The organism is Ktedonobacter sp. SOSP1-52 (assembly GCF_016587395.1).
The window spans coordinates 191,207-207,766 of the sequence record NZ_BNJH01000005.1; the positions used below are offsets into that span (position 1 = coordinate 191,207).

At 55.2% G+C, this 16,560-nt stretch carries 10 protein-coding genes; 6 read left to right on the forward strand and 4 right to left on the reverse strand.

Going from position 1 to position 16,560, the window contains the following annotated elements; translation table 11 throughout:
* Positions 1-104 precede the first annotated feature (104 nt).
* The 3 genes from JMJ16_RS41560 (at position 105) to JMJ16_RS41570 (ending at position 5,192) form a co-directional block, all read left to right on the forward strand.
* On the forward strand, positions 105-2,009 hold the full coding sequence (locus JMJ16_RS41560; protein ID WP_201391128.1) for a hypothetical protein: 1,905 nt from the start codon (positions 105-107) through the stop codon (positions 2,007-2,009).
* Positions 2,002-4,233, forward strand: a complete 2,232-nt coding sequence (locus JMJ16_RS41565) for a hypothetical protein (RefSeq protein ID WP_201391129.1) — start codon at positions 2,002-2,004, stop codon at positions 4,231-4,233. Before JMJ16_RS41560 ends, JMJ16_RS41565 begins: the two co-directional genes overlap by 8 nt.
* 359 nt (positions 4,234-4,592) lie before the next feature.
* The gene (locus tag JMJ16_RS41570) at positions 4,593-5,192 is read left to right on the forward strand and encodes a dihydrofolate reductase family protein (protein WP_201391131.1); all 600 of its coding nucleotides are present in this window, start codon (positions 4,593-4,595) and stop codon (positions 5,190-5,192) included.
* A 168-nt stretch (positions 5,193-5,360) separates the two neighbouring features.
* On the opposite strand, the gene JMJ16_RS41575 is transcribed toward JMJ16_RS41570, so the two are convergent.
* Positions 5,361-6,440, reverse strand: a complete 1,080-nt coding sequence (locus tag JMJ16_RS41575; protein WP_201391133.1) for a hypothetical protein — start codon at positions 6,438-6,440, stop codon at positions 5,361-5,363.
* A 150-nt stretch (positions 6,441-6,590) separates the two neighbouring features.
* Positions 6,591-9,917: a glucodextranase DOMON-like domain-containing protein gene (locus JMJ16_RS41580; RefSeq protein WP_201391135.1), complete on the reverse strand. Its 3,327-nt coding sequence runs from the start codon at positions 9,915-9,917 to the stop codon at positions 6,591-6,593.
* A gap of 590 nt (positions 9,918-10,507) precedes the next feature.
* On the opposite strand from JMJ16_RS41580, the gene JMJ16_RS41585 reads away from it, so the two are divergent.
* Positions 10,508-13,252 carry a membrane dipeptidase gene (locus tag JMJ16_RS41585; protein ID WP_236601989.1) on the forward strand — a complete coding sequence of 915 codons (2,745 nt, stop codon included), beginning with the start codon at positions 10,508-10,510 and terminating at the stop codon, positions 13,250-13,252.
* 94 nt (positions 13,253-13,346) lie between these two features.
* Here JMJ16_RS41585 and JMJ16_RS41590 read toward each other — a convergent pair whose 3' ends face one another.
* Positions 13,347-14,087 (reverse strand): dienelactone hydrolase family protein, encoded by a 741-nt coding sequence (locus tag JMJ16_RS41590; protein ID WP_201391138.1) that lies wholly within the window; start codon positions 14,085-14,087, stop codon positions 13,347-13,349.
* Positions 14,088-14,407: 320 nt separating this feature from the next.
* On the opposite strand from JMJ16_RS41590, the gene JMJ16_RS41595 reads away from it, so the two are divergent.
* Together JMJ16_RS41595 and JMJ16_RS41600 are read left to right on the forward strand one after the other, a co-directional pair.
* Positions 14,408-15,109: an SRPBCC family protein gene (locus JMJ16_RS41595; RefSeq protein WP_201391140.1), complete on the forward strand. Its 702-nt coding sequence runs from the start codon at positions 14,408-14,410 to the stop codon at positions 15,107-15,109.
* Between the two features lie 13 nt (positions 15,110-15,122).
* Positions 15,123-16,292: a zinc-dependent alcohol dehydrogenase gene (locus JMJ16_RS41600; protein WP_201391142.1), complete on the forward strand. Its 1,170-nt coding sequence runs from the start codon at positions 15,123-15,125 to the stop codon at positions 16,290-16,292.
* A 94-nt stretch (positions 16,293-16,386) separates the two neighbouring features.
* On the opposite strand, the gene JMJ16_RS41605 is transcribed toward JMJ16_RS41600, so the two are convergent.
* Positions 16,387-16,548 (reverse strand): hypothetical protein, encoded by a 162-nt coding sequence (locus tag JMJ16_RS41605; RefSeq protein ID WP_201391145.1) that lies wholly within the window; start codon positions 16,546-16,548, stop codon positions 16,387-16,389.
* Positions 16,549-16,560 lie beyond the last annotated feature (12 nt).

Sequence of the window (16,560 nt, forward strand, 5' to 3'; positions counted from 1 at the left end):
GGGTTGTGAGCTGTAGTTATGGCTGAAGATTTTGAGATCCATCCTGTAGAAATCCACTTGCCTGGCTTGCTGAAAGTTCTGGTGAATACGCGCCAAAGATTACTGTGCGTATCGATCACGTTTCGCACCAGCTTTTGATAGAGGATAATGGCTCGGGCCTGACGCATAGCGAGATCAATACCTTTCTGGCAACTGTAGGCCGGGGCTATACGCGTGAGTTGCGTGAGCGCCTGGGGAGTGCCCAGCGTGAGGAGGCCCTGGAGTTGATTGGTATGTTTGGCCTGGGTCTGCTCTCCGCCTTTATGATCTCTTCACGCATCGAGATCACGACGCGCAGCTATCAGTCGCCTGAGGAGGCCTGGCGCTGGATTTCGGATGGTGGACAGAGCTATGCCCTGCGTGCCGCGACGCGCGACGCCATTGGTACCACCGTCCGGCTCGACCTGCGCGAAGACGCCCTCTTCCTGCTGGACACGAGCGTCTTGCGCGAGGTGATAGGTGGCTATGCGCAGTTCCTGCCTATCCCTATCATGCTTGGAGACGATCTCGAACCCATCAACCTGCATTCCGCGCCCTGGGCCGAGGAGCTTGAGGAGGGGCTAGGCCGTACCGCGCTCTATAGCGCCTGGGTGGAGGAGCGGACTGGCTCACGCCCTCTGACAGTACTTCCACTGACAACTATTACTCCCTCCGATGGGCGAAGCATTCCGCTGCATGGCGTGCTCTATGTGCCGCCGCGCTCGGTTATCTCGCTTCAGGAATACGGAGATGTGACCATCTATGTGCGCCATATGCTCATTACCGAGCAGGAGCGTGATCTCTTGCCCGCCTGGGCTCGCTTTGTCAGCGGTGTGATCGATTGTCCCGTGCTCAATCCAACCGCCAGCCGTGAGTCGCTGCGCCATGACGAGACCTATACCGCGCTCCGCGAGGCGCTGGAGAAGTTGCTGCTGGAGCATTTCTCCTACCTGGCCGAGAACGCGCCCTTCGATTGGTCAGCCATTGTGCAGGCCCATAATGACCTGATCAAGGGCTGGGCCGTGCGCTCGGCAGCGCTCTTTCACTATGTATCGGAGTTGGTGACCTTTAAAACCAGCCGGGGTACGCTGACCATTCCCGAATATCTGCGCGAGAATCCGGGGCGCATCTTCTACTATGAGGACGACGATGGGGTCACGCAAGCCCTGGCCCTCTTTGAGGCCCGCCGCCTGGCCGTAGTGGACGCCCGCTGGTTCGCCGACGTGGCCTTCTTGAAGACCTATGGCCAGGTCTATGGCGTCCCAGTCGAGGAGCTGACGCCCGCCGCCAGCTATCTCTTTACCCCTGTAGAAGATCCTGAGCAGCAGTGGAAGGCCCTGGTAGCCTCCTGTCGTGCCGAAGGTCTCCCGGTCAAACTTCTGGCTTATGAGCCTGAGCACTTGCCGATGATCCTGCTCTATCCTCCCGGAGCCGAGCGCCTGCGCCGCGCCCAGCAGAATATGGACCAGGGACGCTTTGTTGGCCCCATTCGCTCGCTGGTGCGTGGCTATTTAAAGCGCCAGCAGGTCGACGATGCCGTACTCAAGGGTGTGCTCCATCTCAATGTATGCAACCCGCTCCTGCGGCGTGTGCGTGACCTGGGAGTGGAACATCCCCAGTTTCAACCTCTGGTGCGTATCCTGGTTGCCAATGCGCGTATGTTTGCTGGCCAGGGCCTCTCCGCTCACGATGCCATCACCTGTTTTGAGCAGATCAACGGGGCGCTCTCGCAGCTGGCGGGTCTCGACCTCACCGCCTCAAATGCTGGCGTGCCCTTGAGCTCCTCCTTGCTCACTAAACTGGGCCTGCATCCCGAGGCCGCCGGGCGCCTCTGTGCCGCCTGCGAAACTATTGAAGACTTGCTTGCAGCTGATGTGCCTAGCTTGGCGGAGCGCACCCGTATCTCGCCTCTGATGCTGGAGACCATCCGCGAAGAGCTAAGCAAACAACCTGAAACCTACGACTCGGAGAAGGATAATTCAGATGGCTAACGATCCCACCGATATCTGGGCCTGGACGCATGCAGACGAAGAGCGTTTCGCGGCGGAGGATGGTCCAAAGAAGACTATGATCCGCTACTACTATGAGTTCTGGCAGCAGTATAAGAGCGATGGCGATTCCGCCAACCTGGCGATCAATCAGGCCCTCGACATAGCGCGCTCAACGGGTGACCTGTGTTGGCAGCTTCACTTACGCCACTGGCGGCTCCAGCTCTGGCTGCACCAGAACAATATCAAAAAGGCCTTGCCCGAGGCCGTGGATCTGCTGACGCTGGCGACCGATGAGCGTGTGCGCGATGTCCCACAGCGGATCTGTGCCTATCATGATATCGTTGAATGCTATGTCGAGATGGATGCCGCTGGCTACTATGAGGAGATTGTCGAGAACTCGCAGCATATTCTGGCTCAACTTCCAAAGCGTCATTCCTGCGCGACCTGTGCGCGTCTGCATATCGCCCAGGCCGCGGCAGATGCCGGGCGCGTGCCAGAGGCCGAGCTATGGCTGAAGCTCTGCGAGGCCAATATCACAGAGGGGCGCTATCCAGAGCTAGTCACCTCCTTTGGCAATAAGTACGAGGCGCTGGAGAAGTGGAAAGAGGCGGAGCGCTACTATCGCGAGGTCATGGATATAGCTCGCAAGCGCGAGAGCATGCCCGATTTTATGAACGCAGTATTAGGGCTGGCGCGTGCCAAGGTTGCTCAGGGCCAGGCTCAGGAGGCTGCCTCGCTGCTCGATAACGTACGCGGAAACCTCAAGTATCGTGGCTCTACTCCTCAACTCGCCCGGCTCTTAGAGGTTGAGGGCCACCTGGGACATGCCTTGAAGAACCCGCAACTTGCCGTCTCGTCCCTGACGCGTTCGGCGCTCATTAACCTGGACGTGGGCCGCTATCGTGCCGCGGCCCTGAATGCCTTGAGCGCCGTCGAAATTGCGCGTGCCTCCGACCTTAAGGAAAAAGAGAGCGAGGAGGCGCTTGAGATCGCAGCCCAGGCCGTAGGCTATATGCCGCCAGCCTCGCGCGATGTCTATGAGCGCCTCGCCACGCTTGGTCGTGAACCCATACCCGCACCCCTGGAGAAGCCGGGCGCGGTGCCTCTTACTCCTGAGCAAGAAGAGGAACGGCATGCGCGCAAGGAACTTATGGCCCTGGAGGAGATGCTTCAGCAGAACATGGCATTGGGTGATGCCCGAGGCGTTGCTATCATTCTCTTCCGCCTCTCCCGCTGGTACTACGGACACAAGGCCCAGCGCGCCGCCGTCGACTACCTAATCTGGAATGCCGCCCTGGAGCGCTGGCTCAAGCTTGCGAGCGAGCAGCGTGAGGATGCAGTAAGTGCACTCTCAGGCATTCGCCAGGAACTCCCCGATGGAACAGTCGATGCCGCCCTGGAGGCCGCAGCGGCCTCACTGCCTGAGCTGCTGAAGCCCTTGCTGGCAGAGCAGGTCTCGCCTGTACGCTGGTCCTGGCTTGTGCACTGCGTTGGGCAGGAGGTGCGCGGCGAACCTGTACTGGAGGAAGAGCCAACCGAGAAAGATGCCGATGGCGGCTTCAACGACTGGCTCGAATATAACGCGGGTACCATCGCGCTTATGCTTCGTTTCTCCCAGAAAGCCAGTTCCAAGGAGCGTGAGCAGTGGGCAAGCGCGCTGGATCAGCAAGGGAAAGCTATCTCAAAGCAGGCTCAGGAGCATCCCGTACAGGGCGAGGGTGCTGAGGAGCAGCTACAGGTAACGCTTGCGCTCATAAAGAGCCTCGCCGCCTTGAGTCGGGGAAGCACAGTCGAAGAAGCGCGTGCCCTCGCCCTGCCGCCCTTTGACAGGCTTATTGACAGGATTGGGGCCATCTCAAAGTTGCCCATCTGGGAGATGCCCGGCTTCGCGCCCCTCGATCTCATGGTTGAGCAGGCTGCACGCGACACTGTACGCGCCCTGACTCGTGTGGATGAGCACCGTAAGGAGCGCCTGCGCCGCCTGGCCTTCCGCCTGCAATTAATGCAATACGACCTGCTCGACGTGCCAGAAGCCGAGGAATTAGAACCCATCTCGCGCTTCCTCGAAGCCCTGCGCAAACTGCTCCTGAACGATGGCAAGCGCCTCCCTAAATTTGACGAGCCGCTACCCGAACCCTTCAACGGCCTGCTCGCCGCTACCTTCAAATCCGCCCAGGCTCAAGGTGTGATTGATAACGAAAGCCATCCTCCCACTCATAACTGAGTCAGAAGTGCCAGCGATGTGCGGGCGATCAGCCCGCACATCGCTGGCACTTCTTTATTCTTGCGAGCCACACAGTGGCGAGGATTCACTACACGATGTGTGATAGAAAGATAGATGCAGGTTTCTTGCTCTCTCTGCTCTATTCCTGAAGTTGTGGGCTTAAATGCTTGATAGACTGGTTCATGAAAAGGCTTCTGCGTTACTGATGACGTCAAGGTTTTTGTATCACCTGCTCTTGTGTCTTGTCTCGAAAACAGGCTGACTCGTTTCGAGAGAACATCATATGAGAAACCGCTATTCTTCCTCTTAAAAAGAAAGAGACAGTGAGTTAAAAAATACCACGATAAGGAGTGCTTTTGATGAGAAAAATTATCGTCCTCTCTTTCATAACGCTCGATGGGGTTATGCAGGGACCTGGTGGGCCAACAGAAGATCCCAGTGGGAACTTTACTTATGGTGGATGGACAGTTCCGTACTTTGATGATTCCCTTGGCAAGATCATGGAAGAGCAAATGAGTAGGCCATTTGATCTCTTATTGGGGAGAAAAACATTTCAGATATTTGCATCCTATTGGCCACATCATGAGGGTGAAGGAGCTGGCATCAACAAAGCAACAAAGTATGTTGCTTCGAATACACTTACAACACATGAGTGGAGTAAGTCGGTCTTTTTAAATGGCAATATTGTGGATGAAATAAAGAAACTCAAACAACAAGATGGTCCTGACTTACAAGTACACGGGAGTGGCAATCTCATTCAGACGTTATTGAAGCATGATTTGATCGATGAATTCTGGCTCAAAATCTTTCCTGTGACACTCGGTACGGGAAAACGCTTGTTTGATCAAGGGGCTATCCCCGCTTCCTATACATTGGTTGAATCTCAATCTTCACCAAGTGGAGTGATTATTGCTACATTCAAACGTGCGGGAGAAGTAAAAACAGGATCATTTGCCTAATTGCCCACGATGGAGCAGGCCTAAAGGCCATCCTGAATGCGGCGAAGGATCTCTGAACGTAGAGAAGAAGCTCTCTCGAATGTGAGAGCTTCTTCTCTACGTTCAGAATGACAATTCTATGAAAATTCCTGTACAGTACAAGTATTGTTTTGCAAACAACAATATACACTAAGAGTGTGTGTTGTGCTCCACAATACGCTGGAGCATGGTCTCAACCTCTTCCAGAGGCAGCTCACGCATAATCCTGATGCGAGACTTCAATGCGTCATGCAGCACAGGATACATATTATTGGGCCGCCAGGTGAAGGTCGTAGTCTTCTCGCCAATCAGGATGACTGGCATACCATCAAAGCGGGGAATTTCATAGAAGCTGGCGGAGCCGGGGAAGAAGGCAAAGGCGTTGAGTTCATAGCCCTCTTCATCCTGCTGTAGCGCGCCAGGATAATAGAAAGCTAAGCGCTGCTCATCGCTTAGCTCCTCTGCTCGCTGATGATCCTCAGGCGCCAGGTCGCGATTCTGCGCGTAGCGCACGGCCTCGGGATCAACGGGCTTTGCGTTAAGGTAGCCAGGCCCCACATGTTCTAGAAGCGTATACTGCAACAAGGCATAGCAGTGATACATGCGGTCCTGCACACCCTCCAAACGCACCAGGAAGCCACGCTTATCCAGCGGATCGAGAACGAGCAGCTCTTTATCATCCAGCAGATTCAGCAACTCTTTGATGTAGACCAGCGGATCATAGCGCTCACGCTGTTCCTCGCACAGTAGCCAGACATCATTTACAAGCTCACGTATATCCTGGCGTTGCTGCCACTCTTTGCGCTTCTGCTTATCGCGTGAGAGCATCGTCATCGCCGCCAGGAGCGTAAAGTTCAGTGCATAGTGCGCCCGTGTGGCTTCTGGAAAGTGCAGGAAGAGCTCCTCAGCGCTCAAATCACGACAGACTTTCCTATAGCTCAGTGCCTGCTGCAACTGGCGTAGCGTAAGCTCCAGGGCCACCTCAATTGGGAGCGCAACGTCGCCGCCCCGCTCTACCAGCGAGCCACACAGCAGAGCCAGCGCCCCCGCGTGAAAGCCATCCACGTTGGTCAGCAACGGAGCTAGCTCGCGCAACGCCTCGTCAACATCTTGTATCGAACGAATAAAATAGTGCACCTCTTGCCTCGCGAACACCTCCTGGCCCGCCTGCATCTCTTTCAGATCACTTGGCCGCTCCAGGAAAGCGATAAAGCGTTCCTTTTCCAGCATGAACATCCCTCTATCTAACTCTTTTTCCTCTATCGTACAACATATATACGTCCCACTACGCAGGAAGTAGGAAGTGTGAGGGATAGAAAAAAGACCCTGAAGCATCTTCGCTTCAGGGTCCACATGAGGGTGGAGGAATCAGGAATAGTCTTAGGGTATGACCACGTCCTGGAGGATGACCGGGCCCTTCGTGTAGTCAAGCTCACTGGACTGCTGCACGTTGCTGGGTGTGAGCACATCCATAACCTTGGGCACTGTGGCGGGATCGACTGTGCAGTGGGGATCACTGCCCACCGTCGCGCAGACGCCAAAGTTGTAGGGCTGGGGCGTCGAGGCGAAGCTGCGCGCCTGGTCAGGGCTGTAGCCGTCCTGCCCGGTCAGGGTGACCGTGAAGCCCCAGCCGGAGCCGGGCTGGCCCAGCGTTGCCTTGGGAACGCTGAAGGTGATGTAGCGTGAGATGGCATTGGCACTGATGTTGATCGTGCCCAGCATCGTCCCGCTAGTGTCGACGTAGCGTTGACCAAAGCCCTGGACCTCTAAGAGCTGGCTCCAGGACGCACCTGGATCGATGCTATAGTTACGCTGCGGATAGGCCGCCGAGGTTGAGGTCTGGCTGGCTCCAGGCTCGTGTACGTAGACGTCGATGAGCTGCGCGCCCAGTGGGCTGCCAAAGGTCGGCGTCAGATCGCGGACCTGCACCTTGAAGATGATGTTGGTGCCATCATCGTAGACGCGGAAGTCCTGCATATCATAGGCGCCGGGATGAAAGTCGCTGGCGGTCGGATAGGCATAGTTGCCCGGACCGTTATCGTCGTTACTCGGGTCAGTTGTCTCAAAGAGAAGTTTGCCGGGCGTGAAGTCGTACACGATGCTACGCGTATCATGCGCGGTCGCGCCGTCCGGGCTGACGGCAACGGTGTTGAGCACTGTAGTTCCACCTGTGACCGTAACTTGCAGTGAGAAGGAGCCATCCGCGCCCGCGGTTGTGCTATAGGTTGTGGTCGCGCTCTGCTGATCAGTATTGGTCGCGGCGACATAGACTGTGTTGCCGGGTGCGGTCGTACCGTTGACCGTGATGGGTGAGCCATTGACCGACGAGAGATTCTGCGGCGCGGTCACCGTGAGTGAGGTCTGGCTAGTGTGATTGATAACGTAACGCTCGTAGGTGTTGCTGGGTCGCTCAAGCTCTTTTTGCGCGGCCAGATTGTTGAAGAGGCGCACATAGGAGGCCGAGGCCCAGGTCAGGGGAGCTGCCGAACCAGCGGGCTTCCCGTTCTGGAAGCCGATGGAGGCTGTTGTGGGATCGGTCCCGTAGGGCGAGGCCGCCAAGTTGGGCTGCTCCCAGTCCTGCTCAGGGATCAGGCCCACGCCAGAGCCAAACTTGCGCAGCGTGTCCAGCAGGGTCGCGGCGCTATCGTAGTTGCCGCTTGATACATCGTACTCGCCGCGCTCCTCGGTCAGCAGCGGCCAGAGGTGTCCATTACCCTGTCCGCTGGGCGCCCAGGGATGACCATCCTTAGAGCCGTCGCCATAGCCATCACCATTGTAGCGATACCAACCGCTGCCGCTACTGGTATCAACCTTGATGGTCTTGTCAACAACGTTCAAAGAGTTCTGGATATCGCTATCGCTAGCGGGAAGCAAGCCCAGGCGAACCAGTTCCAGGAAGCCTGCGTCGATAACGGTCCGCTGATCCTGCGTGAGGCCGCCATTGCCCAGGTTATAGCTGATGCTGGCATTGGGATCACCGGTCTTGGAGAGACGGATAAAGTAGGGTTGACTCGAAAGCGAGCCATTGGTCGTCACAGTCCACTTCTTGATGGAGCGCTGCCAGTCATCGGCCACGCCCAACCAGATTTTGGCACTCTGTGTATCGCCATTTTTCGTCGCGATATCCGAGGCCGCGACCAGGCCCGCTATCTCGGCGGCAATCGTCGAGGGTGAGTAGCCGCCCTGCTCCTCCCAGCGCTCCACCCCAAAGCTTGGACCGTGACTGATCACAAAATTGGCGGCAGGCTTGATATGTTGAGTATAGAGCGTGGCGTCGGTCATGTTGAGCTGATAGGCCATCAGAATGGGGTAGCTGGCCTCATCGAGCTGGGTTCCGAAGGAGTCAGGCGCGGTCTTGCCGTTGAGCAGGCTATTGCGTGGCATCGAGCCATCAGCCTGCTGCTGGCGGTCAAAGAGATAGTTGACCATCGCGCGCGCCGTCGCCAGGTCTCCATCCACATAGAAGCCGGTCCAGGCCTCATAGAGGTCGCGCGCGAAGACCTCGCGATAAGAGCCAAAGTAGCTGTTATTAGGATCACCTGCCGAGACGGCCTGTCCCCAGGGAGAGGCCAGGCTGGCCACCACCGCGCCAGGGTAGGTCTTATCCTCCGAGGCTTTGATCACATTCGCATTCAGATAATACTCTTCAAGCAACTGTTTATATTGGTCAGCGGAGAGGTGTGGTTGTTTGATTGCTCGAAGCTTTAGTTGGGCGTCGTACTGCACCCATTGCAGGGTATATTGAGCCAGCATTTTATCAAAGTCGCGCTTCAGTGAACTCTCAGCAGTCTTGACTGCGTCGGCCTGGGTCTGCCCGAAGCCCAGGGTAAAGGTCAAGTTACTGCTATGTGAGAGATCGGCCTGCACGGTCTGAACGAGGTTGCCGTTGTTGGCATCCGTATAGAGCGCGGTCAGACTGTGCGACTTGTCCAACTGCGTCAATCCATCGCTCTGTCCATCCACAAAACCGCTGGTCGCCTGGAGGAAGGGTTGTGAGGCGTCCAACGCGCTATAGACCGGCACGGCATAGTCGCGGTTGGCGGCATTGGACTTTGTATTGGTATCGAAGGCGATGGGAACCTGATGTCCCGTCGAGGTATCGATAGTGCTGGAATCACCTCCACCGTTGGCGGAGCCGCCCCCACCATTGCCATTGATTGTGGCGTCGTAGCGCAGATAGAGCTTGTAGTCGGAGAGCTTTCCGGTCAGAGGCTGGAAGCGTAGGCGCATCACCACTGTATTGGCGTTGGGATCGGTCAGATAATCGGTCACGAGGCGATACTTGCCGCTTTTGGCGGTCGTCGTCACGCGACAGGCCAGCTCAGGCCCATTGAGTGCTTGCACGCTGTAGGTCATATCGCGTGTTTGCAAGTCCGTGAAGCTGCTGCCATCGGTCACGACATATTGCAGCGTCTTAACATTGGTATTGTCGATGGTTGGATAATAGACATCGCTCAATACGCCATTGGCGAGCGTAAACCAGACCTTAGAGGTCGTATTGCGAGCGGTTCCCAGGCAGTCTTTGCGCGCCTGGTCAAAGTAGGAGAGCGCGCCTGGACCATCGGGCGCGGAAGAACTGGCGGCTTGAGCGGCCAGAGTTGCCCGTGTTCCCAGGCCAAGCAAGAGGAGCGCGAAGGCCAGACCCAGGAGGGTGCGCCAACGCGAGAAGCGCCGCGTGGGCGTGGCATCCATACCGGTTTTCTGCATTGAAAGCCAATCCTTTTTGGAACTAAAACATTGATTGTCTACAGATCTAATGAGTACAGCATCTATGTTTCGCCATCGAAACAGGGGTTTAATGAGCGTTTTGAGTATAGGCAGCCATTGATGCGTGTCTTATATAGCGCTTCAGCTAACCTATGTATTCCATATAGCAAGAGTATATAGCACACACAGGGTTGTAAATATTAGAGAAAGCAATATTTGTGCCAGAAAGTGTGCTACACACAAGCAAGTAGGTAATAGAGCATGCAGAAAGGGCAGGAATAGCTCTTTGGAGATGGTTTGTAAATCTACTATTGACCATAAAACTAAAAGGCCTTAAGGTATTTAGGTTTTGTGCCAGGCACAAGTGTGTTATCTGTGTAGCACACTTGTGTTTGCATTTACACAGAAGTTAGGGGTAGTAAGAAAAAGGGCATTGTTTCACTCGCACCAGGTATATGAAATTCAAAAATGGGAGCTGTATATATATGTCTCGTTGCATATGTAAACAGTTCCTATTTACTTTTGAGGGCGGAATGGATTATTTTTAGGGAAAGAATTGGAGATGTGGTGGGAGGAATAGTATTGTGGATATGTTGCGATGTGGGGTGTGTTTGCAGCAAATTGTGGCGGGGAATTGTGCTTGCTCCACAAGCACAGGAGTAGATAAGGATAGGCAGAGGCCCGCGGTAAGGCTAGATTTTGCGGGAGGTGATCTGTCGAGATGGCACGCCGAGGGCGAGGCCTTTCGCGGGCAGCCAGTGCGTGGAGACTGCTTTCGTGCGAGCCGGGTTAAGCCCGGACTTGTGCCGTTGGGTGGAGATTACTGGGATGGTCCATATCCCGTGGGTCAGCGGGGCGAGTACTGGATTAGCACGGAGGATTATTTAACGGGCACCCTGACTTCTGAGACATTTATCCTCGAAGCCTCTTCTCCCTGGTTTACCTGCCTGCTTGGTGGTAGCGATGTCAACGACGCCTGTAGCATCTCTCTCCTGATCAAGGCCAACGAGAGTAATAGCTCCCGTCTGAGCGATAGCTATTCCAGAATTTATATAGCCAGGGAGAACAGCGACTTCTTCCAGGTATTTCAAGCTACGAGCCGTGGCCATGAGATGATGCGGAGAGTGGTCTTCTATGCCCAGGAGTTCGTGGGTGAGTGGATCAGTGTGCGTATAAGCGATAGTTCGATCAGCGGGCATATTAATGTCGCTGATGTGCGCTTCTCGGCTGAGGATCCGTTGACCCTGGAGACGGAGGCGGGCGAAATAGATCCCGATGCGCCTGTGTGGGGCTTCGCCGATCTGCATACGCATCCGATGGCGCACCTGGCCTTTGGAGGTGTCATCTTCTGGGGGCAGCCGGATGGCCCTGTAGATGAGGCTATGGCGAAGTGTGTGAAGGCTCATGGCATCGCCGGTACAGGCATCGCTGGTCGCCGCAGCAGCATCTTGATGTCCTTCTTTGAGCAGATTGGTTATGGCATAAATGTAGGGCACCTGGTTGGCGGCTATCCACAGTTTGATGGTTGGCCACGCTTTACCACGCTTGTACACCAGCAAATGTATATCGACTGGATACGGCGCGCTTTTGATGGCGGTCTACGCTTGCTGGTCGCGCACGCGGTCAATAACGAGATGCTGGCGAGCAACTACAATGGGCAGGAGCCATACGATGATAAAAGCGTAGTTGAGTGCCAGATTGCGGCCATGAAAGAACTTGCGGCCCGGCATCATGACTGGATGGAGATAGCCTATACGCCCGCCGAGGCGCGGCGGATTATTCACCAGAACAAACTGGCTATCGTGCTTGGTGTAGAAGTTGACTCGCTGGGGAACTGGAAGCAGCCGCAACTGCCCACGGAAGAGGAGATCAGCACCTATCTTGCGCACCTTTATCATGATCTCGGCGTACGCCACCTCTTTCCTGTGCATATGGCCGATAATATCTTCTCAGGTTCGGCGATCTATTATGACCTCTTTAGCCTGGTCAATCATTACCTGCATAAGGATTATTTCGCGGTTGAGGATGGCAGCGCCTATGGCATAGAGTATCGCTTGCAGGAAGATCCGGGCCTGGCCATCGATATCGCGCGTGTGACGCAGGGCTACAACCCGCCTTATCGCCAGGTGAGTGGCGGCCATATGAATGGTAAGGGTTTGACTGACCTGGGACACTTCTTATTATGCCAGATGATGAGCCTGGGGATGCTCATAGAGGTTGACCATATGTCTCATAAAGCTGTTGAAGCGACACTGGACCTGGTAGAGCAGTATGACTATCCTGTGGTCGCAGGACATACAGGCTTTCGCGAACTGGCTCTGAAGCGCAATGAAGAGACCGCCTGTAATCAGAAGTGTGCCAGCGAAGGTCTGAAGACAGCCTTGCAGATAGAGCGTATCGCCAAACTTGGAGGTATCATAGGGCCACTTGCCTGCCAGGCCGATGTGCGCGAAGTCGGCGAGGTCATTCCCAGTTTACAGGGGAAGGTGCACGGAGACTGTGCAGGCTCGTCTAAGTCCTGGGCGCAGGCGTATCTCTATGCTGTCGAGAAAATGGGCGGGCGTGGCGTTGGCTTTGGCACCGATACTAATGGGTTTGCTAAGTTTAACGCTCCGCGCTTTGGCCTGAACGCGAGCTACTTCCTGGACTATGATGTGCCGGGCATGGGGCGCGATTCCAGGCGCAGATCCTTGAGGAGAGAGCAGGTCGAGGCGCAGGAGAACGGCGTGCGCTATGATGAGTCTCTAGCTGATACTCATCACTACCGCTTTGAAGGCGTGCTTGAGGGCGATGTCTATGATGGCTTACAGCGTGATGTCTGGCAGGCTATTGGCCTGTACAAAGCGGGCTGTGATCCCTGGAAAAGCCCGAATATTCTAAACTATTTTAATCGAGCGGTACACTTTGCGAAGGGTTTCTTCGCCCTGGATGATGCGCAATTGGAGCGGCCAGGCCTCCTTACCGGGAATGAGCCGTGGGAGCAACGCGTTGCCTTCTTAGTGAAAACGGGCCAGGAACCGGGGATAACGGAGCGTGATCCACAGCCAGTCCACGAGATGTATCCCAGGGTAATGGCTATCTGGCAACGCTGGGAGCAGATGGAGGGAGATAATCCTCCTCTCAAGCGCTGTTATACGGGCGAGCGCGACTTTGATATTAATCTGGATGGCGTTGCGCACTATGGTCTGCTGCCCGATCTGCTCCAGGACCTGAAGAACGTTGGCCTGACACATGAAGACCTGGTCCCCCTCTTCCGCTCGGCTGAGGATTACATACGAACATGGGAGAAGTGTGAGCGCCGAAGCTGGGCTATAGTTGAGAGCAAAGACAAATGATGGCGGGTTAATAGGCGCCCGCTACTGGCGTACGCGGCTACCCTTGACACGTCAAGGGTAGCCGCGTACGCCAGTAGCGGGCTTTTGCTCTCTTCTACAGATGTTTATTTAAGAAGGCCAGGGCCTTGCTCCAGCTCTCCTGGCTGGCGGCAACGCTTGGTCCCTCTTGCTCAAAGGTCAAGAAGGCGTGGCCAACGCCGGGATAGATAGTGAAGTCAATATCTTTATGGGCGGCCAGAGCCTTCTGTTTGTATGCCAGGACATTATGAACGCCCACGGCTGTATCGTCCGCGCCAAAGAAACCAATGAGGGGAGCCTGGAGCTGCTCTACTTCGTCAATAGGGCTCTCGCGCCGCTGGGGTATGGGATTATTGTTGACCGGGAAGCCATAGTAGATAACACCCGCATCAATGGCTGAGGTGCGTGATGTTGCGTGCATCACCAGCGTGCCACCCAGACAAAAGCCGATGACACCCACCTTGCGCCCCTCGCTTTTGAGCTGAGTAACGATGGATTGAACATCTTCTAGCTGGGTTGCAAGGCTACTCTTGCTTAAGCGGGTGACAGCGGCCTCGCGGTTGCGATTAGGAATGCTGCCCTCGCGAGAGAAAAGATCTGGCAATAGAGCCGCGTAACCTTGCTCAGCAAGGCGTCGGGCCATATCGCGATAAAAAGGGCTCACGCCATAGATATCATGTAAGATAATGACGGCTGGCTGCTGTTCACCAGGCTGGTAGCCATAGGCGAAAGTTGGGATCGTACGACCACTCCCTGGTAGTTCTACGTTCTGTTCGGTCTCGTGATTGTAACCGCTGTTATCACCTGGATGACACATACTCTAAGCACACTTTCTAGTGTTAGGGATGATACACTTCCTCGAAATTTCTGGCCATTATGTGGCTCGCAGGGGTATGGGTTGTTCGTGCAGAAAGGCTTGCAGCCTTTCTGCACGAACAACCCATACCCCTGCGACAGGATCGCCGTTTGATTGCTATATGACTATAGTATAGTCATATCTCCAGCCACATTTCATACCTTTGCGAGTACGCAGCGGCGAGGCGCTTCAAACATTCGCAAAGGTAATCATTCTGTGATGATGATACGTGTCTCTTCTGAAGACAGAGCATAAGTGTGTATGTTACAGAAGGAGACATTATGGATCTGGGTGAAGTAAACGTAGAACTATGGGAGCGGAGAGTATCTGTAGGGTTAGGTGGGGCATTCGTTTTGGGTGGCATGGCACGCCGCTCCTGGGTTGGAGGGGTGCTAGGCCTGGCTCTGCTCTACCGGGGCCTTAGCGGGCATAGCTACCTCTATGAGCTACTCGGGATCAATACGGCGAACAGGCTCAAAGAGCCAGAAGCCAGGCTCACTGAGCTTGAGCGTTCGATTACTATTCAACGACCCGCTGAAGAGCTGTACCGGCTTTGGAGCGATCCATCTACGCTTTCAAAGATTATGGGAGATAGCGTGGAGGTTACCAGGGGGACGGGCGATCATATGCACTGGCGCGTAAGTTTGCCCCTGGAGCGCCACCTGGAATGGGAGACGCATACCGTGGAGAACCAGCCGGGACGGCTTTTACGCTGGCAATCACTTGAGGGCGCGCCAATCTCAAATGATGGAATGGTTAGTTTTCATCCTGCTCCCGCAGACTGGGGAACGGTCGCGACCCTGCGCTTCCGCTTTGACACGCCAGGCGGCTCAATTGGGAGCGGCGTGATACATACTCTGGGTATCATGCCAGATATGATCGTGGAGAAAGCGTTGAGGCGCTTTAAGAGCCTGGCCGAAACGGGTGAAATTCCAACGCTTGAACACAATCCAGCGGCCCGCGCAACCGCTTACGCGCATTAAGGAGAAGAAAGCTATGCGAGCACTCTGCTGGAATGGGGTCAATGATCTCCAGGTGGAGACCGTGCCCGATCCCGAGATTATTAATCCGCACGACGCCATTTTAAGGGTCACTATGTCGACCACCTGCGGCTCAGATTTGCACTTCATTGATGGCTACATTCCGACAATGCGTAAGGGTGATGTCATCGGGCATGAGTTTATGGGCGAGGTGGTGGAGATTGGTCATGAGGTGAAGAAAGTAAAGAAGGGCGACCGCGTGGTTGTACCCTCCTTTATTGTCTGTGGCGCTTGCTGGTATTGCCAGCACGGCCTCTACTCGCTCTGCGATAATACGAATCCCAACGCCGAGCTTCAAGAGCCCGTGTTGGGCTATCCAACTGCGGGCATTTACGGTTATACTCACGCCTTTGGCGGCTATGCTGGCGCGCACGCCCAGTATGTGCGCGTACCATATGCCGACAACGACTGCTTCCATGTGCCCGAGGGATTGCGTGATGAGCAGGTCATCTTCCTCTCGGACGCCGTGCCGACCGGTTTTATGGGGGCGGACTTCTGCAATATTCAGCGTGGAGATACAATCGCCGTCTGGGGATGCGGTGGTGTAGGCCTGATGGCGATACAGAGTGCCTATCTCCTGGGGGCCGAACGCGTCATTGCCATTGATCGCTTCCCCGAGAGATTGCAGATGGCGAAGGAAAAGGCTGGCGCTGAGACGATCAACTATACCGAGGTGGATAGCGTTCTTGAAGCGCTCAAGGAGATGACTGGAGGGCGTGGCCCTGATGCCTGCATCGATGCCGTGGGCATGGAGGCACATGGAACCGGGATAGATTATATATATGACCGTGCCAAGCAGGCGTTGCGTTTTCATACGGACCGGGGTGAGTCGCTACGCCAGGCAATCATGGCTTGTCGCAAGGGCGGAACGCTCTCAATTCTTGGCGTGTATGGCCTGATGGATAAGTTTCCTATTGGGGTCATTATGAATAAGGGGCTGACGGTGCGTAGCGCGCAACAGCACGGACAAAAGTATGTGCCACGCTTGCTGGACTATGTACAGAAGGGCCAGCTCGATCCCTCCTACCTGGCAACGCACCATTTCCCGCTGGAAGAGGCCCCAGTTGGGTACGCTATATTCAAGCATAAGGAGGATGGTTGCGTACGAGCCGTCTTCAAGCCCTAGCATCGAGCTGTGGGAGACCGACGCTGCTAAACATGCGTCTACATCTGGATCAGATGTAGATGCGTGCTTTAGCAGCGTCTATCTCTTCTCTTACTCAGGCTTGAGCCGAGTTCTGTGCCTGTTTTTTGTGGTGCTCTTTGCCTATGTCTTGCGCTTTCTGCGTGATAAACACCAGCAATGCCAGGTGCTTAAGCAACGCCGCGTTGATTAATGGCTCCTCCGGGAATAAATCTGAGCTACCGACGTGTTTTTTCATGGCAGAACAATT

Excerpts from the sequence above, each read along its gene's own strand:
- JMJ16_RS41590 (WP_201391138.1), bottom strand. The coding sequence starts at position 14,087 with ATGTGTCATCCAGGTGATAACAGCGGTTACAATCACGAGACCGAACAG.
- JMJ16_RS41600 (WP_201391142.1), top strand. The coding sequence starts at position 15,123 with ATGCGAGCACTCTGCTGGAATGGGGTCAATGATCTCCAGGTGGAGACC.
- JMJ16_RS41585 (WP_236601989.1), top strand. The coding sequence starts at position 10,508 with ATGTTGCGATGTGGGGTGTGTTTGCAGCAAATTGTGGCGGGGAATTGT.
- JMJ16_RS41565 (WP_201391129.1), top strand. The coding sequence starts at position 2,002 with ATGGCTAACGATCCCACCGATATCTGGGCCTGGACGCATGCAGACGAA.
- JMJ16_RS41605 (WP_201391145.1), bottom strand. The coding sequence starts at position 16,548 with ATGAAAAAACACGTCGGTAGCTCAGATTTATTCCCGGAGGAGCCATTA.
- JMJ16_RS41580 (WP_201391135.1), bottom strand. The coding sequence starts at position 9,917 with ATGCAGAAAACCGGTATGGATGCCACGCCCACGCGGCGCTTCTCGCGT.
- JMJ16_RS41570 (WP_201391131.1), top strand. The coding sequence starts at position 4,593 with ATGAGAAAAATTATCGTCCTCTCTTTCATAACGCTCGATGGGGTTATG.
- JMJ16_RS41595 (WP_201391140.1), top strand. The coding sequence starts at position 14,408 with ATGGATCTGGGTGAAGTAAACGTAGAACTATGGGAGCGGAGAGTATCT.
- JMJ16_RS41575 (WP_201391133.1), bottom strand. The coding sequence starts at position 6,440 with ATGCTGGAAAAGGAACGCTTTATCGCTTTCCTGGAGCGGCCAAGTGAT.